Raw genomic sequence first — 22,183 nt, forward strand, 5'->3', positions numbered from 1 at the left:
GGGTCGAGGCTTGCGATCGTCCCGTCGTGGCGATGTTCCTGCCCGACGGGTTGATTGGATTTTGTAACTAATACAACGGCTTGGCTACTGTGCATGGGGTTGTTTTCGGCGTGTTTCGAGGAGAGGCCCCTGCGGTCGTTGTGACCAACCCCCTTGCACGAACGCCAAGGTCGGCTACCGTCGGCACCAGCCGCAAGGCTAGGCGACTTTTGTTTTACATTTTTTAGCATCCCATTTTGCCGGCGCCGCACAGGCGTGACGCCCATCGCGGAAGAGGCGGGGTCATGATCACACGGGACCAGTCAGCTCTGTTGGCGCCGGTCGAGCGCGATTTGCGGCTCGATCTCTTCCGCGGCATCGGCCTGTGGATGATCTTCCTCGACCACATCCCGCACGACGTCGTCGCCTGGCTGACGCTGCGCAATTACGGCTTCAGCGACGCCGCCGAGTTCTTCGTCTTCATCTCCGGTTATCTGGTCGGCTGGATCTACGGGCCGATCATCGCCGGCGGCTGGTTCATCGCTGCGCTGAAGCGGCTGTGGCGGCGTGCGGCCGAGCTCTACGTCGCCCACATCATGCTGTTCCTGCTGTTCACCGCGCAGATCGCCCGCACGGTCAGGCGGTTCGACAACCCGATGTATGCGGACGAGTTCAACGTTCACAACTTTCTCGACCATCCGGACATCCTGATCGGTCAGGCGCTCTCGCTGCGCTACAAGCCGGTCAATCTCGACGTGCTGCCGCTCTACATCACGCTGGTGCTCGCCGCGCCCTTCATCGTGTGGGGCCTGTCGCGCCGGCCGAACCTGACGCTCGCCGCCTCCGTGGTGCTCTACGTGCTGTCGCGCCGGTTCGACTGGAACATCGCCTCCTATCCGCCCGGCACGACCTGGTACTTCAACCCGTTTTGCTGGCAGCTGATGTTCGTGTTCGCGGCCTGGTGCGGCATCGGCCAGATCGGGAAGATCGCGACCTGGGTGTGGTCGAAGACGGTGATGGGCCTTGCCGCGGCGTGGATCGCCTTCGCCCTCCTGATCGTGATGACTTGGCACATCCACGCGCTCGAGGCGATGATCCCGAAATGGATGATCAAGGCGATCTACCCGATCGACAAGACCGACCTCGACATGCTGCGCTTCACGCACTTCCTGGCGCTGGCGATCTGGGTGATCCATTTCGTTCCCCGCCACTGGAGGGCGCTGCATTCGAAATGGCTGCGGCCGGTCATCCTCTGCGGCCAGCATTCCCTGCCGCTCTTCTGTCTCGGCGTGTTCCTGTCATTCTCCGCGCACTGGATCCTGACGCAATACACCGGGGGCGTCTGGGAGCAGCTCGCCGTGTCCTTCGCCGGCATCATGATTCAGATCGGTGCCGCGTGGCTGCTCGACCGCGCGCGCCAGGTGCCGGAGCTGTTCGTGAAGGTGACGGAGGAGGAGGAGCCTGACGAGGTCACGCCGCACAGCACGCCGGCGGCAACTGCCGCCATGGCGCCCGCCAGCCGTTGAAGAAACGCGTCGCCCGCCTTCTCGTGGAGAGTTTCATGTCCAGACGTTTGTTGACGATCGCCGGCGTCCTCCTGCTTCTCGCCGGCGGCGCGTCCGCCGAGCCGCCGTCGCGGGAGGCGATGACCGCGGCGCGCAAGCTCGTGGTCACGCTGAGGATCGCCGACCAGTACCGCACGGCGCTTCCGCAGCTTCTGCTCAAGCTGCGGCCCGTGGTCGCGCAGGACCGACCGGAGATCGAGCGCGACTATGACGCGATGACAGCGCCCGGCGCCGAGATTTACGCCCCCTACGTCGCCGCGATGATCGACCAGATCGCCTCCGTTTATGCCGCGACCTTCACGACGGAAGAATTGCGCCAGATCGAGGCGTTCTATGCCCTGCCTGCCGGGCAGAAATATCTGGAGAAGGCGGATGCCCTGGCGGTGGCCAGCGCGCAGATCGGCCAGGATGTCAGCCAGAAGGCCGCCGACGAGCTGAAGCTGCGCCTCATCGAGGCGCTGCGCCAGAAGGGACGCAAGCCCTAGAGCATGATCCGGAAAAGTGCGCAGCGGTTTTCCGAAAAGATCATGCTCAAACAATATTCTAAAGCGCGATGAGGATTCATCCTAATCTCATCGCGCTTTAGGCCAGAAACGCGCGGAACCGGCGCAGCGCGATCAGGAAGAAGACGACGCCGATCAGCGTGAGCGCGACCAGCTGCGGCCATACGGCCTCGAGCCCCGCGCCGCGGAACAGGATGGCTTGCGCGAGCATCACGAAATGCGTGTTGGGCGCCGCCAGCATGATGTCCTGGACGAATTGCGGCATGCTCTCCCGCGGCGTCATGCTGCCGGACAAGGTCTGCAACGGCAGCAGGATCATGATCAGCAGCAGCCCGAATTGCGGCATCGAGCCGGCGACGGTGGCGAGGAAGATGCCCATGCTGGTGGTGGCAAAGAGGTGCAGCGCCGCGCCGACGAGGAACAGCGCCACCGAGCCGTCGATCGTCACCGCCAGCCATCCCTTGACCACGAAGATGATCGATAGGGCGGAGGCGACCAGCACCACGGCTCCCATCGACCAGACCTTGCTCACCATGATCTCCAGCGGCGTGACCGGCATCACCAGCAGGTGCTCGATCGTGCCGTGCTCGCGCTCCCTGATCAGCGCCGCGCCGGTCAGGATGATCGAGAGCATCGTGATCGACATGATGAGGTGGTCGATCGCGCCGAACCAGGACCTCTTCAGCTCCGGATTGAAGCGGGCGCGCAGCGCGAGATCGATCTGCGGCGTCTGCGCCTGCCTGCTGCGCGCCAGGAATTCCGCGATCTCGGCGCTGACGATCTGTTCGACATAGCCGCTGCCGTTGAAGGCCTGCGAGATCCGCGTCGCGTCGACGTTGAGCTGGATGGTCGGCGCCTTGCGCGCCAGCAGGTCGCGCTGGAAGTCCGGCGGGATGTCGAGCGCGAAGGTGTCGAGACCGGCATCCATCCGCTGGTCCATCTCGTATTGCGAGATCAGCCGGGGGTGGAGAAGTAGGGCTCGGTGAACGCCATCCCGATCCGGGTCGAGATCGGCGAATGGTCCTCATCGACGATGGCGATCGCAGCGCGATTCAACGTCTCCGGCAGCGTGTTGGCGCCCTCATAGACCGCGAGCGTGAAGGAGTAGGCGATCAGCACGAGCAGCACCGGGTCGCGCGAGAGGCCCCGCAATTCCTTGATGCCGAGCTGGAAGAGGTTGCCGAGGCGCATGGTCAGCGGGCCTGTTTTTTCAGGAGCAGCGCGCCGGCGGCGAGCAGCACCGGGATCGTGACGGCGAGCGCAAGCAGGTCGTTGTGAAGCGTTGCGAAGCCGAGACCCTTCGAGAACGCGCCGCGCGAGATGGTCACGAAATGGCTGGTCGGGTAGATGAGCCCGATCAGCCTGCCCGCTCCCTGCAGTGAGGAGACCGGATCGATCAGGCCGGAATATTGGATCGCCGGAATCAGTGTGATCAGCACGGTGCCGAACAGTGCGGCGATCTGGCTCTTCATGAAGGCCGAGATCACCAGCCCCATGGCGGTCGTTGCCGTGACGTAGAGCAGCGCGGCGAGCGCGTAGGCCGGAAAGCTGCCTGTGAAGGGCACGCCGAAGACGGCGAGCGCGAAGGCGACGAGGAGGAGGAAGTTTCCGAATGCCAGCACGACGTAAGGCAGCTGCGTGCCGAGCAAGAACTCCAGCCGCGTCACCGGCGTGACGTAGAAATTGACGATCGAGCCGAGCTCCTTCTCGCGCACCACCGCAAGCGCCGCGAGCACAGCGGGGATCATGATCAGGAGCAGCGGGATGATGCCGGGCGCCATCGCGACGACGCTTCGCACGTCCGGATTGTAGCGATAGCGCATCGCGAGCTGATAGGTGCCGGCGATCGCCGTCTCGCCATAAAGCTCGCGGCCCTTTTGCGCGAGCCAGGTCGCGTGGATGGCCTGGGCATAGGAGCGCAGCGTCTCGGCGCGGGTCGGGTTCGCGCCGTCGACCCAGGCGCCGATTTCGACATGCCGGCCGTGACTGACGTCCCGGCCGAAGCCGGGCGGCAGTTCGATGGCGAGGCCAATCTCGCCGGCACGCATGCGGCGGTCGAGATCGGCATAATCCGTGATCGGGGATTTTTCGGTGAAGTAGCGCGAGCCTGCGATCTGGAGGCTGTAGTCGCGGCTGATCGCGCTGTCGTCGCGGTCGAGCACGGCGAAGGTCAGGTTCTCGACGTCCATGCTGATGCCGTAGCCGAGCACGAACAGGAGCAGCACGCTGCCGAGGACCGCGAGCGTGGCGCGGATCGGGTCGCGGCGCAGCTCCAGCGTCTCGCGCCGGGAATAGGCGAACATGCGGGTCGGATTGAACGTCGCGCTGCGCCTGCGCGGAGGCGCGGCCGTCGCAGCCGGCTCGGGCGATGCGGCCTCCGGCTGGCTGGTTTCATCCGCCGCGTCCGCACCGGCCTGTTCCAGGCAGGCGATGAAGGCCTGCTCCAGCGTGGCGGCGCCGTGCGCGGCGATGATCGCGGCAGGCGTGTCCGACGTCAGCACCTTGCCGGCATGCATCAGCGAAATGCGATCGCAGCGCTCGGCTTCGTTCATGAAATGGGTCGAGACGAAGATGGTGACGTTGTCCTTGCGCGCGAGCTCGGCCAGACTCTGCCAGAAGCGGTCGCGTGCGACCGGGTCAACGCCGGAGGTCGGCTCGTCGAGGATGAGGATGTCGGGCGCATGGATCATGGCGACCGCCAGCGACAGCCGCTGCCGCAGGCCGAGCGGCAGCGCATCGGGCATGGCATCGGCCACGTCGGCAAGATCGAACCTCGTGATCATCTCGTCGATTCGCGCGGCGATAGTCTCCGCCGGCAATTCGAACAGCCTTGCATGCAGATCGAGATTCTGGACGACAGTGAGCTCCGAATAGAGCGAGAAGCCCTGCGACATGTAGCCGATGCGCCGGCGCACGGACATGTCGCCGGCATCGATCGCCTTGCCGAAGAGCCGAGCGCTGCCTTCGCTCACGGGCAACAGGCCAGTGAGCATCTTCATGGTCGTGGTCTTGCCGCATCCGTTCGAGCCGAGGAAGCCGAAGATCTCGCCCTTGCTGATGCGGAAGCTCACATCGTCGACGGCGACGAAGCCATTGAACCGCCGGCTCAGGTGGTCGGCCTCGATCGCAATCTCGTCGTGGTCGCCGCTGCGCGGCGGGATGACGACGCCGGTATGGCTGCCGCGATCTGCCTCCGGCAAGAGCCGGATGAAGGCGTCATCGAGCGTGTCGGTGCCGGTCTGGCTCTTGAGTGAGGCGGGCGTTCCGGTCGCCAGCACGCGTCCCGCGTTCATCGCGATCAGGAAGTCGAACTGCGCGGCCTCTTCCATATAGGCGGTCGAGACGATCACGCTCATGCCGGGCCGGCCGCCTCGGATCGAGGCGATCAACTCCCAGAACTGGCGCCGCGACAACGGATCGACGCCGGTCGTCGGCTCGTCGAGAATCAGCAGCTCGGGATCGTGGATCAGGGCGCAGCAAAGGCCCAGCTTCTGCTTCATGCCGCCGGAGAGCTTGGCCGCCGGGCGGTCGGCGAAGGGGGTGAGTCCCGTGTCGCGCAACAGGCCCGCGATCCGCCGCGTTCGTTCCGCCTTCCCGTGTCCGAACAGGCGGCCGAAGAAGTCGATGTTCTCGAACACCGACAGCGTCGGATACAGGTTCTTGCCGAGCCCCTGTGGCATAAAGGCGATGTCGGGACACACGGCGCGGCGATGGCGCGAGCTCGCCATGTCGCCGCCGAGCACATGGACATGTCCTTCCTGAATCTCGCGCGCGCCGGCGATCAGCGCGAGCAGGCTGGATTTGCCGACGCCGTCAGGGCCGATCAATCCGACCATGCAGCCGGACGGCAGGTCGAGGGTAATGGCGTCGAGCGCCCGGGTCTTGCCGTAGCTCAGGCCCACGCCTTCCAGATGCACCACGCTGCCGGGCCCGGCCGGTGCGTCGGCTGCGGCAGTCGAGCTCATCGGGTCAGCTTGATCTTGAGATTGTCGGGCCATGGCGCGGCCGGATCGAGTTGCACATAGGCCATGCCGGGCAGGCCGGTCTTCACGTGCTCGACGTGCTGGCGCAGCAGCTCCGGCGCGATATGCGCCTTGATGCGGAACATCAGCTTCTGGCGCTCCTCCTCGGTCTCGACGGTCTTGGGCGTGAATTGCGCGACGTCGGCGACGAAGGTGGCCTTGGCCGGGATCACATATTGCGGAATAGCGTCGAGCACGAGGCGGACCTCGGATCCGATCGCAACGCGGCCGGCAGCGGCCGTCGGCAGGAAGAACGTCATGTAGACGTCGCCGAGATCGACCATGTTGAGGACGCGGCCGCCGGCCGCGAGCACCTCGCCCGGCTGCGACACCCGATATTGCACCCGGCCTTCGCGCGGCGCCTTCAGTACGCTGTCGTTGAGGTCGGCGTTGATGCTTTCGATCGCAGCCTTGGTGGCGTCGACCGAGGCGCCGGCATCGATCACCATGGCGCGGGAGGAGCTGATCGCGGCCTCGGATGCGGCGACCTGCGCCTGGGCAGCGGCAAGCGCCGCCTTCGCCGTGGCATTGGCCGAGCGGTCGTCGTCCAGCACCTGCTGCGACACCGCGTTCGTCCTGATCAACTGCTCGGAACGATCCAGCTTGCGGCTCGCGCTGTCGAGCTGCGCGATGCGCTGATCAACCACGGCCTCGGCAGCCCTGCGCTCGGCCTCGCGCTGGTTCACCAGGCTCTTTGCGGTCTCGACATTGATCGAAGCGCGCTGGAGTTGCGCTTCGGCCTGGCGGCGCTGCGCCTGCAATTGATCGGTGTCCATCCGCGCCAGAACCTGGCCGGCTTTCACGAAATCGCCTTCGTTGACCAGGATCTCGCGAATCCGGCCGGGTGTCTTGGTAGCGATATCGATCTCGACCGCTTCAATGCGGCCGTTGCCGCGGGCGAAGCCTGCCGGCAGCGGGTTGGAATCGCGGTGCAGCCAGTAGTAATAGCCGCCGCCCGCGACGAGGATGGCGATCGCCGCGGCGATGCGACCCGGTGTGAAGTTCATCTATTCATAACGCCGCCAGCGGCGCCCACATGTTGAGACACAAACGCCCGGCCGCAGCTGATACCTCTAGGGTGCAAGCTGCGCAGCCGGAACCGGCCCAACATTGCAGGGATTTTTGCGGCGCAACTTGATGCAGATCAGACTGCGCGACCGTCGCCTCTGCTCAAGGTTCAAGCAGCCTCCTGGCCTGGAAAGCTCCGGAAGCGCCTAGTGGATCGCCGCGTACATGATCCTTTCCTCCGTCGCGTCCAGCGCGGAGAATTCCTCCACGACCTTGCCCTGGCGCGAGACCAGGATGCGGTCGGAGAGAGCCATGATCTCGGGCAGGTAGGATGAGATGACCACGACCGCCTTGCCCTCGTCGGCGAGCTGGTTGATCAACTCGTGGATCTCGACGATGGCGCCCACGTCGACGCCGCGCGTCGGCTCGTCGAAGATGATCAGGTCCGGCTCCTGCACCAGCGATTTTGCGATCACGACCTTTTGCTGATTACCTCCCGAGAGCTCGACCACCTTGCCGTGGTCGCCGATGGCGCGAACCCTGAGCTTCTGGATCCAGGTCTTGCCAACCGCATCGGTTTCCCGCCGCGACAGGATCATGCGTCCCTTGGGAAATTTCGACAGCAGGCCGAGATAGATGTTGCGCGCGATCGAGGACGTCTCGAAGAAGCCTTCGACCTTGCGATCCTCGGTGACATAGGCGATGCCGGCCTTGACGGCCGGCGCCGGCACCCGGTAGCGCACCGGCTTGTCGTGCAGCAGGATTTCGCCGCCGTGGAAGAAGTCGAGCTTGAGCACGCCCGAGACGATCTTGAACGTCTCGGTGCGGCCCGCGCCGACCAGGCCGAACACGCCGGTGATCTGGCCTGCAAACACTGACAGCGAATTGTTCTTCACCATCGGCGCCATCTTCAAATTCTGCACCGTGAGCACGCGCGCGCCGGCCGACCGCACGGTGCTCTTTCGGGCGCCGTAGAGCGTGTTGGAGAGGTCGCGGCCGACCATCGCTTGAATGATGGCGGCGCGATCGAATTTGGCGGCATCGTCGGTCACGACATGCTTGCCGTCACGCAGCACCGTGATGCGGTCGGCCAGCAGCAGGGCCTCTTCCAGGGCGTGCGAGATGAAGACGATGGACACGCCGCGCTTCTTGAGATCGCGGACGAGGTCGAAGAAGTATTTCTTCTCCTCAGGCGTCAGCGCTTGATCGTTGGCCTCGCGCTCAGCCGGTCCATCGACAACTTCCTGTCGCCGGCGAGCTTCGCCGACACCGCGCGGCAGGCCGGAGAGATCGGTTTCATCGCGCTCGGGCTTGCGCTGGTCGTCATCGTCGGCGGTATCGATCTGTCCGTCGGCTCGAGCCTCATCGAAGTTCAGAAACCCTCCGGGCAGGTGACCATCCGCGCCGATCACCAAGATCGTCTTGAGCGATGGGACGCGCTGCGCGACGTTGGCCGCCTTGGTCCAGATCGCGCGATCGGCCGCTTCGGCTGGGATCACCAGCACAGTCGCGTTCTGCGCCTCGAGCAGGTCGGCGATCGCGTCTTCGTTGAGGAGATAGTTGATCGAACTCGCAACACCGGCGATCTGGGCACCTAGCAAAGCCGGAAACAGTGGCGGCAGGATCGGGCAGAGAAACGCGGCTGTTCCGCCGCTCTTGCCGATCCCGTGCGACCTGAACAGATTGGCAGCGCGAATGATGTCCGCAAGCAACTGACGATGCGTCAGCGTCACGTCATCAGGCTCGCGCGAGCCCCTGGTCAGCACCGTCAGCGCGGGACGGTCGGGATGCAGGCGTGCCGTGGCTTTGAACAGGTGCAGGAGATTGCGGGCAGGGATGAGGGAGTCGTACTGCCGCTGCTCCAGCGCCTCGATATCGGCGATGGTCCTGACCGGCTGCGTGAACCGCGTTGTGATTTGCGGCGACAAGGCGCTGCTCACGGGCATCGCCATTCGGGCGGCACGGCAAGCTGTGCAGCAGTTGACTGGACCTGACGCAAGCGAACGTTTCCCGCCTATTTTGTGGACTGCTTTTTGTTCTTCATAGGCCACATGCCGGAACGCGGCTTGCTCCGGAGCGCAAAGCTTTTGCTTCTCCGCGCAAACCGGTCTTGCGTGTAGGCGGCGGCCATCTAGAATCTCGATGCTTGGCCGACTTGTGCGATGCACAAACGACGTTCATCATGGCCTTGCAAGTGATGGGCGGACGATGAACCTGGTATTTTCGACGGACGATCTGGAGCCAGCCAAACGCTACGCTGCGTGGCAAGGCGCGATCTGCGATGTCTACGTCCATGTCGACGTGAATGCCGAGGAGCGGTCCGACTATCACGGCTTCATTCGCGAGGCCCGGTTCGGCGCCGTCACGATGACGGATGTCCTGCTGTCGGAGCAGCGCATCTCGCGCCGCGAGCGCCACATCGCAAAACTCGACAAGGATTGCTACTACGTCGAATTCGTCCAGCAGGGCCGGGTCAACGTGCTGCAGGCGGGCCAGACCTTGCTGTCGAATCCCGGCATGGGGGCGATCTTTTCGGCCTCCGAGGCCTACGATCTCGAATGTATCGGCAAAGTGCGATCGCTGTATCTCGAGATCCCGCGCAAGGAGTTTTCCGCGCGCCTCAGTGACGGGCGCCTGCCTGTCGTCACGACGATGGCGACGGGCCGCGGCCTTGGGCGGATCGCCGCCGAGTTCTGCGCGACGCTCGCCGCGGAAGGTGCGTCGCTGGACGAGGCCGCGAGGACGCGGCTCGGCGCCGAGCTGATGGACGTGCTGGCGCTCGCGCTCGACATGGGCGAGCGGGACGAATTCTCGGAAGATGCGAGCGCGCAGCAGGCGCGCCTGCGCTCGGTCAAGGCCTGGATCGAGGCGCATCTCACCGACGCGGATTTGTCGCTGGAGCAGATCGCGAAGAGCAACGGCGTCTCGCTCAGGCATCTGCACTATCTGTTCCGGCTCACCGATGTGTCGGCGTCCGAATGGCTCCTGGATCGCCGGCTGCAGCGCTGTTACGACCTGCTGACCCGCCCGGAGCTGCGGTCGCTGTCGATCACTGAAGTCGCCTATCAACTGGGCTTCAGCAGCTCGTCGTATTTCAGCACGGCGTTCCGCAGGAAGTTCGGCCACAGCCCGTCCGACTTGCGGCGGCGCTAGAGGACCTGCACCGCGCGGCGATGCAGGTCCGTCATCGGCGGCGTTACTTCACCAGCGGACAGCCGCCGTCCTTCAGCGGCCGGAAGGCCTGGTCGGCGGGGACTTCGGCAAGCAGCTTGTAATAGTCCCACGGGCCCTTCGACTCCTCGGGCTTCTTCACCTGGAACAGGAACATGCTGTGCACCATGCGTCCGTCCTCTCGCAGGATGCCGTTGTCGGTGAATGCATCCTTCACCGGCAGCTCGCGCATCTTTGCCATCACCGTCTTGGTGTCCTTGGTGCCGGCGGCCTGCACGGCCTTGAGGTAATGCAGCGTCGCGCTGTAGGTGGCGGCCTGGTTCATCGTCGGCATGCGCTTCACGCGCTCCATGAAACGCTTGCCGAAGGCGCGGGTCTTGTCGTTGAGGTCCCAGTAATAGGCCTCCGTGATGATCAGGCCCTGCGCCAGCTTCAGCCCCAGGCTGTGCACGTCGGAGATGAACATCACGATCGCCGCCAGGTTCTGGCCGCCGGCGACGATACCGAACTCGCCGGCCTGCTTGATCGCGTTGATGGTGTCGCCGCCGCCATTGGCAAGCCCGATGATCTTGGCCTTGGAGGCCTGGGCTTGCAGCAGGAAGGACGAGAAATCGGCCGTGTTGAGCGGGTGCTTGACGCTGCCGAGCACCTTGCCGCCGGCCGCCCTCACCACGTCGCCGGTGTCGCGCTCGATCGAATGGCCGAACACATAGTCCGCCGTGAGGAAGAACCATGTGTCGCCGCCGTTCTTGACGATGGCGCTGCCGACGGTGTGGGCGTTGGAATAGGTGTCGTAGGTCCAGTGTGCGGTGTAGGGCGAGCACGACTTTCCGGTGATGTCGGAGCTCGCCGCATCGGTCACGATCATGATCTTCTCATACTGCTTCGACAGCTCCATCACCGCGAGCGCGGTGGCGGAAGTCGGCAGGTCGATGATCATGTCGACGCCTTCGGTCTCCCACCATTTGCGGGCAATGGTCGAGGCGACGTCGGGCTTGTTCAGCACGTCGGCAGAGACCATGTCGATCGGCTTGCCGAACATCTGCCCGCCGAAATCCTCGATCGCCATCTTGGTGGCCTCGACATTCCCCTGGCCGCCGATGTCGGAATAGACCGAGGAGAAGTCGGAGAGCACGCCGATCTTCAGCGGCGTCTGCTGAGCCAGAGCCGGGTCGATGGCGAACCCGGCAAGCAGTCCGGCCGCAAAAGCGGCGCGCGCAATTCGATACATGTATACTTCCCCCCGTTTTTATATTTTGGTGCGCGAGCCTAGAGTTGACTCTCTGAGGCGTCAATTCTTGCGTGACGGCGCCGCGCCTCCGCATGATTTGACGCGGCAGGTTGCGCCGACTACGCTTTGGGCAAACGCGACATTCGTAAGCGCAATGGCCTGAGATGCGTCCAGGTCGGCCTTCACGCAGACTGAAATTCCCGGGGGACGGAAATGCCGAACGATACCGCAGCCACCATCTCGAAAGCGCGCGAGCACTCCATCGGCGATCTCCTGCGCCGCTCGGCAGGCCGCGAGCCGAACAAGCTTGCGGTGAGCTGCGGCCATGTGAGCTGGACCTTTGCCGAGATGGATGCGATCTGCAACCGGCTCGGCCGCGGCCTGCTCGGCCTCGGCGTCGGGAAGGGTGATCGCGTCGCCGTGCTCTCGCGCAATTCGCATGCCTTCGCGGCGCTGCGTTTCGCGCTGGCGCGGATCGGCGCGGTGCTGGTGCCGATCAACTTCATGCTCAATCCGGACGAGATCAATTTCATCCTCAAGAGCTCCGGTGCAAAGCTGCTCGCGACCGGCCCCGATTTCGTCGAGCCCGCGAAGGCCGCAAGCGCCAGGGATTGCGCGGTCGAGAAGATGATCTGGCTGCCGGGCGAAGAACCCGCGGCGCCGCCGGCGGGACTGACCACCTTCGACGATCTCCTCGACCCCGATGGCTCGTTCCTGGAAGCGTCCGTCGACAGCCGCGACCTCGCGCAGATCGTCTACACCAGCGGCACGGAGTCGCTGCCCAAGGGCGCGATGCTGACCCATGAAGCGGTGATGTGGCAATATGTCAGCTGCGTCATCGATGGCGGCATGAGCGTGGACGACAAGTTCCTGCACGCGCTGCCGCTCTATCATTGCGCCCAGCTCGACGTCTTCCTGGGGCCACAGATTTATCTTGGCGCCTCCGGCGTCATCACCGGCAAGCCGACCGCCGACAACGTCCTGGCGCTGATCCAGGCGCACAAGATCACCTCGTTCTTCGCGCCGCCGACAATCTGGATCGCGATGCTCCGCTCGCCGTCTTTCGACAAGACCGATCTGTCGACGCTGCAGAAGGGCTATTACGGCGCCTCGATCATGCCGGTGGAAGTGTTGCTCGAGTTGCAGCGCCGCCTGCCCAACGTCAAATTCTGGAACTTCTACGGCCAGACCGAGATCGCGCCGCTCGCGACCGTGCTGCGCCCGGAGGACCAGCTGCGCAAGGCCGGCTCGGCCGGCAAGCCCGTGCTCAATGTCGAGACGCGCGTGGTCAACACGGCGATGGAAGATGTGAAGGTCGGGGAAGTCGGCGAGATCGTGCATCGCTCGCCGCATCTCCTGTCCGGTTACTACAATGACCCGGTGAAGACCGCGGCCGCCTTCACCGGCGGCTGGTTTCACTCCGGCGATCTCGCCACCGTCGACGACGAGGGCCACATCACCGTGGTCGACCGCGTCAAGGACATGATCAAGACCGGCGGCGAGAATGTCGCCAGCCGCGAGGTCGAGGAGATGGTCTATCGCATCCCCGGGGTTTCCGAGGTTGCCGTCGTTGGCCTGCCCGATCCGCGCTGGATCGAGGCGGTGACCGCGATCGTCGTGGTCAAGACCGGCGAGAAGCTCGACGAAGAGTCCGTCATCAAGCATTGCGCCGGCCAGATGGCGCATTTCAAGGTGCCCAAGCGCGTGATCTTCGTCGATGCCTTGCCGAAGAATCCGAGCGGCAAGCTGCTCAAGCGCGAGCTGCGCCAGCGCTTCGTCGGCGGCGAGACGCTCGACAAGGCGGTCCAGAAGAGCTTCGGCACCTGAGATGGAGCGATCGGCATGAGAGCCTGGCAGGTCGCGCGCGACTGGTCGATCGAGGGGATGGAGCTGGCCGACCTGCCGGAGCCCGCCCCCGGTCCGGGCCAGGTTACCGTGCGGATGAAGGCGGCGTCGCTGAACTACCGCGATCTGCTCACGATTCAGGGCAAGGGCGGTGTCACTCGGTTGCCGCTGATCCCGTTCTCGGATGGCGCGGGCGAGGTGATCGCGCTCGGCGAGGGCGTCACCCGAGTCGCGGTCGGTGACCGAGTCTGTCCGATGTTCTTCCAGTCCTGGATCGACGGGAAGGTGTCGGCGACCAGCCGCCGCTATGCGCTCGGCGGCACGCGGCCGGGTGTGCTGCAGGAGGTGATGCTGCTCGACGCCGAGGGCGTCAGCCGCATTCCGTCGCATCTCTCGTTCCAGGAGGCTGCGACGCTGCCCTGCGCCGGGCTCACGGCATGGCGCGCCTTGTTCGAGGAGGCCAACGTGCGGCCCGGCGATACCGTGCTGGTGCAGGGCACCGGCGGGGTGTCGATCTTCGCGCTGCAGTTCGCAAAGCTCGCCGGCGCGAGCGTGATCGTGACGTCGTCGAGTGACGCGAAGCTCGAACGCGCGCGTGCGCTCGGCGCCGACCACACCATCAACTATCGTTCGGTGCCGGAATGGGGCAAGGCGGCTTCGGAGTGGACCGGCGGCGGCGTCGACCATGTCGTCGAGGTCGGCGGCAAGGACACCTTCTCGCAATCGCTCGAGGCCGCGCGGGTCGGTGGCAACATCCTGGTGATCGGCGTGCTCTCCGGCTTCTCGCAGCAGATCGCGATCCCCACCCTGTTTTCCAAGAACCTGCACGTCACCGGCCTGTCGGTCGGCAGCCGCCGCATGTTCGAGGGGATGACAGCAGCGGTCGGCCGCAACGCCATGAGGCCGGTGATCGACCGCGTGTTCGGCTTCGACGCAGTGCCCGATGCGCTCCGGCTGATGCAGCAGGGCGGGCACTTCGGCAAGATCGTGGTGGAGTTTCCGTAGCAGGTGCTCGGTCAGTCGGGGGCGCTCCACACGTTTCCCACCGTCATTGCGAGCGCAGGGAACCATCTCTCCGCGGAAAGATCCCGGTTGCTCGTTGCATCGATCTAATAACTGTACTATATGTACATTATTAAATGCGACGCAACGATGCGTTTGCTGGACCGGCACGATCGATGCATCGTTGTCTCGGCGGGCGCATTTTGTGGCCGCGTGAGCGGGGTTGATCGATGACGGCACAGCGCGACTACGAAATCTTCGAGGCCGGCGATGTCGCGCTCCAGTCCGGCGCTGTCTTCCCCGCGCTGAAGCTCGCCTACCAGACCTACGGCACGCTCAGCCCGGCCAAAGACAACGTCATTCTCTATCCGACTTCCTTCAGCGCCCAGCACTTCGACACCGAATGGCTGATCGGTCCCGACGGCGTGCTCGATCCCACGCGCTACTTCATCATCATCCCGAACCTGTTCGGCAACGGGCTGTCGTCCTCGCCGTCGAACTCGGCCGTGCCTTTCCCGCAACTGACCTATCACGACGCCATCGCGGTTCAGCATCGGCTGCTCATCGAGCGCTTTGGCATCACAAAGCTCGCGCTGGTCTATGGCTGGTCGATGGGCGGCATGCAGGCCTATCACTGGGCGGCGCTGCACCCTGACATGGTCGCGCATGCGGCGGTGGTCTGCGGCAGTGCGCGCTGTGCGCCTTACAACTACGTCTTCCTCGAAAGCGTGAAGGCCGCCTTGACCGGCGACCCCGCCTTTCGCGATGGCCGCTTCGTCGAGAAGCCCGTGGCGGGCTATCGCGCGATGGGGCGCGTCTATGCCGGCTGGGCGATGTCGCACGGGTTCTATCGCGACGAAATCTGGCGCGAGGCCGGCTTCACCTCGCTGGAGGACTATCTCGTTCGTGCATGGGATGCCGCGTTCGCGCGGCGCGACGCCAACGACTTGCTGGCGCAGGTCGGCATCTGGCAAGGCGGTGACATCAGCCGCTGCGCCGCCTTCGGCGGCGATCTCGACCGCGCGCTCGCGGCGATCAAGGCGCACATGCTGCTGATGCCGGGCGCCACCGACCGCTACTTCGACGTCCGCGACAACGAGGACGAGCTCGGCAAGCTGGTCAACGCGAAATCGGCCGTGCTGCATCCGATCCCGTCGCTGCACGGCCATCGTGCCGGCAATCCCGTCAACAATCCGCCCGACCAGGCTTTCATCAAGGCCGAGATCGCAGCGCTTCTCAGCAAATAGGTCAGGCATCCGATCATGAGCGACGCGACCGTTTCAGAGCCCGGCCACCGCCTCAAGCCGCTGACGCCGGCGATGCTGCGCGAATTGTCGGTGCGCTCGAATCTCAGGGGTGCCGCCCAAAGCCTCGGCCATTACGGCATGATCATTCTGGTCGGTGTGCTGATCTGGAAGGTGACGTCGAGCTACGGCGTGCTCCGGGCGCTGCCGCTGATGGCGGTGCAAGGCTATCTCGTCGCCTTCCTGTTCATGGCGGTGCACGAGACCGCGCACAAGACCGCGTTCAAAAGCCGTGGCCTCAATCTCGCGGTCGGCAATCTCTCGGCCTTCATCATCGGATTGCCGTATGAATATTACTGCCTGTTTCACTGGGATCATCACCGCTACACCCAGGATGCGGACAAGGACCCGGAGCTGATCGTCGGCGTGAAGCCGGCCACCGATACGCAGCTCGCGATCGCCTATAGCGGCCTGCTTCAGGTCGCCGGCCGGCTCCGGCTGATGCTCGGCCATGCCGTCACCGGCAAGGTCGTCGTGCCCTGGATTCCCGAAGGCAAGCGCGCCACCATCGTGACCGAAGCGCGGGCCTATGTCGCGCTCTATGCGCTGCTGTTCGCGCTGTCGCTATGGTTCGGATCGGCGCTGCTGCTCTGGGTCTGGATCGTGCCGCTGATCATCGGGCAGCTCTTCCTGCGGCCCTATCTCTATGCCGAGCATACCGGCTGCGACACCACGCGCAGCGCGTTCCAGAACACCCGCACCACCTATACCGGCGCGATCGTCAAATGGTTCGCGTGGAACATGCCCTATCACGTCGAGCACCACGCCTATCCCTCGATCCCGTTTCATGCGTTGCCGAAGCTGAACGAGATCGTTGACGGCGAGATCCTCTATCGCGGCCAGGGCTACATCAGAACGACACGCGAGACCTGGGCGTGGTTTCGCCGGCATCGGCAGGCGAGCTAGTCAGCCAGCAGCGTGGATGCGCTTGCCGTGCGGTGTTTGCCGTACCCGTAGAAATGCGGTTATCGCAATCCGAGCTTTTGCGTGTTTCCGATAAAGGACTTTACGCCGCGCTAAGCGCAAATTTCGATCGATTTGCGCACTTGGATACCTTGCCTGTCCGGAAGCGTCGGTGGCCAAAAGTAATTCAATCGCATCAATGGGTTGGAGGGCGCTCAGGCACGCCAGCGCCGCTGGTTAGCGATGTCTTACAGAGACGGGCGACTTTTAGCAAAAGGCTTTCACTACAAGTCTAGCCATCCTGCCTAGCGTCTCTGCCGGGAGACGACATGTCCAACGCCACGTCCAAAACGCAGCGCCCAGGCTTCAGGCGAATCGACCGGCTTGCGCGCCAGGTCGGTCGCTACGGCAGCGCGCTGTTCGGCGTCGCTGCGATCGGACTCGTCTGGATCATGATCTTCTACATATTCGCCGGAGACAAGGCGCGCACCGAGCAGGCGGTGCAGCAGAACGGAACAAATCTGGCGCGGACTTTCGAAGAGCAAATCGTTCGCTCGATCCGGGCCGCCGATCAGACCCTGCTCTACGTCCGGGACAGTTACGCGAGAGACCCGGATAATTTCGACTTCTCGCTCTGGATCAAGAACAGCCAGTTCCTGTCGGACTTCTCGTTCCAGGTCGTCATCATCGACAAGACGGGGATCATGTTGATGAGCAATATCGATCCGAGCATCAAGGGCCTCGATCTGCGCGACAGGGAGCACTTCCGCATCCACGCCGACGGCAAGGACGATGTCCTGTTCATCAGCAAGCCGATTTTTGGGCGGGTTTCGAACAAATGGTCGATCCAGCTGACCCGGCGGATCATCGCGAGGGACGGCGGTTTCGGCGGCGTGGTCGTGGTGTCGCTCGATCCGGAATATCTCTCGCGCTTCTACAATTCGATCGACATCGGCAGAAAGGGCTCGGCGTCGCTGGTGGGACTCGACGGCATCGTTCGCGCGCGCGGTGCGAGCGGTCCCTCGCTCATTGGTGAATCCGTTCGCGAGGCGCCGTTACTCGGGTATCTCTCGCATCGCTCGAGCGGGTCCTATGTCGCCCGCAGCACGCTGGACGGAGTGGAGCGCATCTTCTCCTTTCGAAAGGTCGACGGATACCCGCTGGCCGTCGTCATTGGGCAGGCCAAGGAGGAAGTCTTCGCAAACTACCGCCGCGAACGGGACAGGGACATCATCGCGGGTACATTGCTGAGCCTCGTGTTCGGCGTCGTCACCGTTCTCATCATCCGCTACCAGCGGGGTCTGGCGAAATCGCGGGATGCGGCGGAAGCCGGCTCGCGCGCCAGGTCAGAATTCCTGGCGATGATGAGCCACGAGATCCGGACGCCCATGAACGGCGTCATCGGCATGGCCGACATCCTGCTAACCACCGAGCTGTCTGCCGATCAGAAGCAGATCGCGGCGACATTGCGGGATTCGGCCGACTATCTCCTGCAGATTCTCAACGACGTTCTCGACTTTTCCAAGCTCGATGCCGACCGGCTCGAGCTCGAGCACATCGCGTTCGACATTCGCAGATCAGTGTCGGCGGTGGTCGACCTGCTCGCCTTGCGCGCCCAGGAGAAGGGCCTGCGGCTGTCCTGCACGGTCGGAGAAGCGGTTCCGCCGATGATCGTGGGCGACCCCGCGCGCATCCGGCAGGTGCTGTTCAATCTGGTCGGAAACGCCATCAAGTTTACCGAAACCGGCAGTGTCGAGGTGACCGTGAACGCTGTACCCGCCGGGCCGGGGCGATCGAGGCTGGAATTCGCCGTTCGCGATACCGGTGTTGGAATTCCCGCGGACGCCATCGGGTTGCTGTTCATGGAATTCTCCCAGCTCGACAGCTCCATCTCCCGCCGTTTCGGCGGCACCGGACTGGGACTTGCGATCTGCAAACGCCTTGTGACCTTCATGGGCGGCGAGATCTCGGTCCGGAGCACTCCCGGCGGAGGTAGCACGTTCGCATTCTCGGTCGAGGTCGCAGTCGGCAGCGGAGCCGCCACTTCCATGCGCCTTGACATGGAACAGTCCACACCAGGCCGGGCCGGGGGCGCGGACCTTGGATCGCTGCGTGTGCTGGTCGCGGAAGACAACATCACGAACCAGTTCGTGATCCGCAAGCTTCTCGAAAAGCTTGGTTCGAAGCCCGACGTCGTCGACACCGGCCTGAAGGCGGTGGCGGCCGTCGAAGGAGGCGCTTACGACCTGGTGCTCATGGACATGATGATGCCGGAGATGGACGGCCTCACCGCCGCTCGCGCGATCCGCCAGCTGCCGCCGCCGGCAAGAGACGTCCACATCATCGCGCTGACCGCCAATGCGACGCGGCAGGATGAGCTGGCCTGTGTGGCCGCCGGAATGAATGATTTCGTCACCAAGCCGGTGACGCGCGAACAACTCGGCGCGGCATTGCAGCGCAAGTTCGTCGCCGAGGAGAGGAAATGTATCGCATGACGACGTGCCCGGCCTTTGAAAAGGACACGCTTCGCCTTTTGGTTTCCGAGCTGGGACCGGAGGACACGGCGGAGGTTCTGCAGGCGTTTCTCGACGACACCGGCCGCAAGATCGGCGCGCTCGCTGCGATCCCTCCTGATCCGGCGCTGTTCCGGCGCGAGGCGCATTCCATCAAGAGCTCCGCCGGGACGTTCGGCTTCCTCGAACTGTCCGGTCTTGCGCTGAGCGTCGAGCAGGATGCGCTGCGCATGACGCCGGACCAGCTCGCGCGCGCTGCTGCGGCGTTGGGCGAAGTTTTCGAACGGACTGCTGATTTTGCAAGGTCGGTGCTGCTGGCCTCGAACATGGAGATTGCGCGATGAGAGAATTTTCCCGCGAGACGGACGAATCGCTGGGACGGCTACTGGTCGTCGACGATGATCTCGTGCAGCGGACAGTCGTCGGAAAGATCGGCGCGAAGACCGGCTATGATTGTCTGGTCGTGCCTTCGCTCGAGCTGAGCGAGTCGGCCCTGTCGAAAGAAGCGTTCGACGTCATGGCGGTCGATCTCTCTCTTGGCGAGCGCGACGGAATCGAGTTGCTTCGGTTCGTCGCGGAGCGAGACCTCCGCGACATGTCGATCGTGGTCATCAGCGGCTGCGATGGCCGCGTTCTGAAATCGACGAGGCGCGTGGCGGAAAGCCTTGGATTGTCGGTGATCGGCGTCCTCAGCAAGCCGCTCAACCTGGACGAACTGAAGGACCTGCTGCAGTTGCCGCGACGGAAGCGAGCTTCGGCGGATCTGCGGTCCGCGACGGTCGATGTCTCGCCGGAGCGCATCGCGGCGGGCATCCGGCAGGGCGAGTTTCTGGTCGAGTTTCAGCCGAAGGTGGAGCTGGAGAGCGGACGGGTCGTCGGGGCCGAGGCGCTTGCGCGCTGGCGCACCTCCGAATTCGGCATCATTTCTCCGGTGACGTTCATACCCATCGCCGAGCAGTGCGGCCTGATGCCCGAGCTCACCGACACGTTGCTCACCTCGGCGATGTCGCAGGGGCGCAAGCTGATCAATCGATATCCAGACTTCACGATCGCCGTGAACGTGTCCGGATCGTTGTTGTCGGATCTGACCTTGCCGGAACGAATCGAAGAGGTGCTGCGCAAGGAGCAGGTGCCGCCGCATTGCCTGATCGTGGAAATCACCGAAACGACCGCAATGGCGGATGTCGATCGCGCCACCGACGTTCTGGTGCGGTTGCGCCTGAAGAATATCGGAACCGCGATCGACGATTTCGGAACCGGCTATTCGTCGCTCGCGGCATTGGCAAAGCTGCCGTTCAGCGAGCTCAAGATCGACGGGTCTTTCATCAACGGCTGCGAAGCGGACGAAGATATGGCGAAGATCGTCGAGGCATCGGTCGGTCTGGGGCGCGCCTTCAACATGAAGGTGGTCGCCGAAGGCGTCGAGACCCCGGAGACGCTGGCACGAATCCGGCGTGCGGGATGCGACATCGGCCAGGGTTACTTCTTCAGCCCGTCCTTGCGGCTTGCCCGGGCTGAAAGTTGGGTGTCGCAGCGCAACGAATTCGTGAGCCAGCGCATAAACTGGCTGAACCACCGCTCGCAGGTCGCGCCCGACGGTGACGCTGCAGCGACCAGAATTGCCTAGATACGGAGATCGGAACGGAGCTGGGCTCGAGTCCGCAAAGCCCCGATCGCGGCGCGATCGGGGCTTTGTCGGACACGCCTGAAATCAGTAGATCCCGTACGCGCAGACATTCACAACGCGGACGCGCAGGCCGTGGCGGGTGCGGACGACGCGCTCCTGGTAGCAGTTGTTGAGGCCGGTGTTGACGTAGATGCCGCCAAAGCCCCAGCCGGGACCCCAGTGATGGTGGAAGCCGTGCGCCGAGGCGGCGGTGGGCGCCAGAGCAGCAGCGCCGAGCGAAGCGGCGGCGATCAGACCAAGTGCGAGCTTACGAAACATTGTCATTCTCCAGTGTGGCGCGGGGCCGTTGTTGTGTCCCTGCATCTCGGTCGAGCCCAAGCGCGAACGCGTTCATGGGGGAGTGGAGAATCGTGTTTCAGGATTGTTTCGTGGGCCTCGGCGACATGCGCCGATATCAGGCTTTTCGCGCCGCCCGCTTCGCGGCATGCGTCGATGCGCGATAGCGCGCGGCCATGGCCTGCGTCAGCTCCGCCATCTTCTCGCGCAGATCGGCCGGCTCCAGCACTTCGGCCTCGGGCCCAAGCCGCAGCAATTCGGCCGCTGCGTGCCATGACGTCTTGCCGGTCGGCACTCTGGCGATACGCCAGCCGTCAGCGTCAGCGGTCTCTTCAAGCTGCGTGCGCGCCTTGACGTAAGGCTGGCTCAGCGCATCGAGCAGCTTGACGCCGAACGGGGACAGCCGGACGATCGCGACATTGGGATGCATCTCGGCCTTGAGGCGGAGCGTCGCGGCCTGCCAATAGGCGGCGAGATCGAAATCGGCGGGGCGATCGAAGCGATCGTCGAGCGCGGTGCAGTCGAGCACACGCGCGATGCGATAGGTGCGCACGCTGCCGTCGACGAGACCCGCGATATACCAGCTGCCGCCCTTGAGCACGAGGCCGAGCGGCGCGACGCGGCGCTGCTTCTCGGCGCGCCAGCTCTGGTAACGAATCTGGATCAGTGTTCCGCGCAGAGCCGCGCCGGCGATGGTGCGCAGATATCTGGGTTCTTCCGCCTCGCCGAACCAGCCGGGCGCATCGAGGTGAAAACGCTCCTGCATCCGCCCGGCATCTTCGCGCAAGTTCGCAGGCAGTGCAGCCATCAGCTTGTTCTGCGCGGCGATCATCGCGGCATCCAGCCCGAGCGCGGCGGCCGGGCCCGGAAGTCCTGTAAGGAACAGCGCGCCCGCTTCGCTCTGCGACAGACCGTTCAACCGCACACGATAGCCGTCGAGCAGGCGATAGCCGCCCTCGGCGCCGCGATCGGCATAGACGGGAACGCCGGACGCCGCGAGCGCGTCGATGTCGCGATAGATCGTGCGCACCGACACCTCGCAAGCTTCCGCGAGCTCGGGCGCGGTGACCTGCCCCCTGGCCTGGAGGGTGGTGAGGATCGACAGCATCCGGCTCGCGCGCATGATCGCTTAAACCATACCTGACACAGGATGTCAGGTATGGTCCGCTACAAC

16 protein-coding genes and 1 pseudogene are annotated in these 22,183 nt (G+C 64.3%); 10 read left to right on the forward strand and 7 right to left on the reverse strand.

The window, feature by feature from the left end; all coding sequences use genetic code 11:
* Window positions 1–284: 284 nt before the first annotated feature.
* Complete coding sequence (locus tag F8237_RS19475) at window positions 285–1,505, forward strand: OpgC domain-containing protein (RefSeq protein WP_151647042.1); 1,221 nt, start codon at window positions 285–287, stop codon at window positions 1,503–1,505.
* 35 nt (window positions 1,506–1,540) lie between these two features.
* Window positions 1,541–2,029 carry a DUF2059 domain-containing protein gene (locus tag F8237_RS19480; protein WP_151647044.1) on the forward strand — a complete coding sequence of 163 codons (489 nt, stop codon included), beginning with the start codon at window positions 1,541–1,543 and terminating at the stop codon, window positions 2,027–2,029.
* A gap of 97 nt (window positions 2,030–2,126) precedes the next feature.
* Here the strand turns inward: F8237_RS19480 and F8237_RS19485 are convergent.
* The 4 genes and pseudogenes from F8237_RS19485 to F8237_RS36925 form a co-directional block, all read right to left on the reverse strand.
* A pseudogene (locus tag F8237_RS19485) lies at window positions 2,127–3,238 on the reverse strand (ABC transporter permease).
* 2 nt (window positions 3,239–3,240) lie between these two features.
* Window positions 3,241–6,012, reverse strand: a complete 2,772-nt coding sequence (rbbA, locus tag F8237_RS19490) for a ribosome-associated ATPase/putative transporter RbbA (protein WP_167527482.1) — start codon at window positions 6,010–6,012, stop codon at window positions 3,241–3,243.
* Window positions 6,009–7,076, reverse strand: coding sequence for an HlyD family secretion protein (locus tag F8237_RS19495; protein ID WP_151647049.1), 1,068 nt, complete (start codon window positions 7,074–7,076; stop codon window positions 6,009–6,011). Before F8237_RS19495 ends, rbbA begins: the two co-directional genes overlap by 4 nt.
* Window positions 7,077–7,283: 207 nt before the next feature.
* Entirely contained in the window at window positions 7,284–9,023 is a 1,740-nt protein-coding gene (locus F8237_RS36925) for an ATP-binding cassette domain-containing protein (protein ID WP_244625933.1), read from the reverse strand.
* 262 nt (window positions 9,024–9,285) lie between these two features.
* On the opposite strand from F8237_RS36925, the gene F8237_RS19510 reads away from it, so the two are divergent.
* Window positions 9,286–10,230 (forward strand): helix-turn-helix domain-containing protein, encoded by a 945-nt coding sequence (locus F8237_RS19510; RefSeq protein ID WP_151647051.1) that lies wholly within the window; start codon window positions 9,286–9,288, stop codon window positions 10,228–10,230.
* 43 nt (window positions 10,231–10,273) lie between these two features.
* On the opposite strand, the gene F8237_RS19515 is transcribed toward F8237_RS19510, so the two are convergent.
* Complete coding sequence (locus tag F8237_RS19515; protein WP_151647052.1) at window positions 10,274–11,479, reverse strand: ABC transporter substrate-binding protein; 1,206 nt, start codon at window positions 11,477–11,479, stop codon at window positions 10,274–10,276.
* A gap of 213 nt (window positions 11,480–11,692) precedes the next feature.
* Between F8237_RS19515 and F8237_RS19520 the strand changes: the two genes are divergently transcribed.
* The 7 genes from F8237_RS19520 (at window position 11,693) to F8237_RS19550 (ending at window position 20,673) form a co-directional block, all read left to right on the forward strand.
* Window positions 11,693–13,306, forward strand: coding sequence for an acyl-CoA synthetase (locus F8237_RS19520; RefSeq protein WP_151647054.1), 1,614 nt, complete (start codon window positions 11,693–11,695; stop codon window positions 13,304–13,306).
* A gap of 15 nt (window positions 13,307–13,321) precedes the next feature.
* A complete protein-coding gene (locus tag F8237_RS19525; protein ID WP_151647056.1) occupies window positions 13,322–14,329 on the forward strand; it encodes a zinc-dependent alcohol dehydrogenase family protein in 1,008 nt (335 codons plus the stop codon).
* A 227-nt stretch (window positions 14,330–14,556) separates the two neighbouring features.
* Window positions 14,557–15,573: an alpha/beta fold hydrolase gene (locus F8237_RS19530; RefSeq protein ID WP_151647058.1), complete on the forward strand. Its 1,017-nt coding sequence runs from the start codon at window positions 14,557–14,559 to the stop codon at window positions 15,571–15,573.
* Between the two features lie 15 nt (window positions 15,574–15,588).
* Complete coding sequence (locus tag F8237_RS19535) at window positions 15,589–16,536, forward strand: fatty acid desaturase (protein ID WP_151647060.1); 948 nt, start codon at window positions 15,589–15,591, stop codon at window positions 16,534–16,536.
* 326 nt (window positions 16,537–16,862) lie between these two features.
* Window positions 16,863–19,028, forward strand: a complete 2,166-nt coding sequence (locus tag F8237_RS19540) for a hybrid sensor histidine kinase/response regulator (protein ID WP_151647062.1) — start codon at window positions 16,863–16,865, stop codon at window positions 19,026–19,028.
* Window positions 19,025–19,390 carry an Hpt domain-containing protein gene (locus tag F8237_RS19545; protein WP_162006127.1) on the forward strand — a complete coding sequence of 122 codons (366 nt, stop codon included), beginning with the start codon at window positions 19,025–19,027 and terminating at the stop codon, window positions 19,388–19,390. The genes F8237_RS19540 and F8237_RS19545 overlap by 4 nt, the downstream gene beginning before the upstream one ends.
* Window positions 19,387–20,673, forward strand: a complete 1,287-nt coding sequence (locus F8237_RS19550) for an EAL domain-containing response regulator (protein ID WP_151647066.1) — start codon at window positions 19,387–19,389, stop codon at window positions 20,671–20,673. Before F8237_RS19545 ends, F8237_RS19550 begins: the two co-directional genes overlap by 4 nt.
* Before the next feature lie 84 nt (window positions 20,674–20,757).
* Here F8237_RS19550 and F8237_RS19555 read toward each other — a convergent pair whose 3' ends face one another.
* Both F8237_RS19555 and F8237_RS19560 read right to left on the reverse strand, forming a co-directional pair.
* Window positions 20,758–20,991, reverse strand: coding sequence for a hypothetical protein (locus F8237_RS19555; RefSeq protein ID WP_151647068.1), 234 nt, complete (start codon window positions 20,989–20,991; stop codon window positions 20,758–20,760).
* Between the two features lie 136 nt (window positions 20,992–21,127).
* Window positions 21,128–22,132 (reverse strand): helix-turn-helix transcriptional regulator, encoded by a 1,005-nt coding sequence (locus tag F8237_RS19560; protein WP_151647070.1) that lies wholly within the window; start codon window positions 22,130–22,132, stop codon window positions 21,128–21,130.
* Window positions 22,133–22,183: the final 51 nt, after the last annotated feature.

Source organism: Bradyrhizobium betae (assembly GCF_008932115.1).
GTDB lineage: Bacteria > Pseudomonadota > Alphaproteobacteria > Rhizobiales > Xanthobacteraceae > Bradyrhizobium > Bradyrhizobium betae.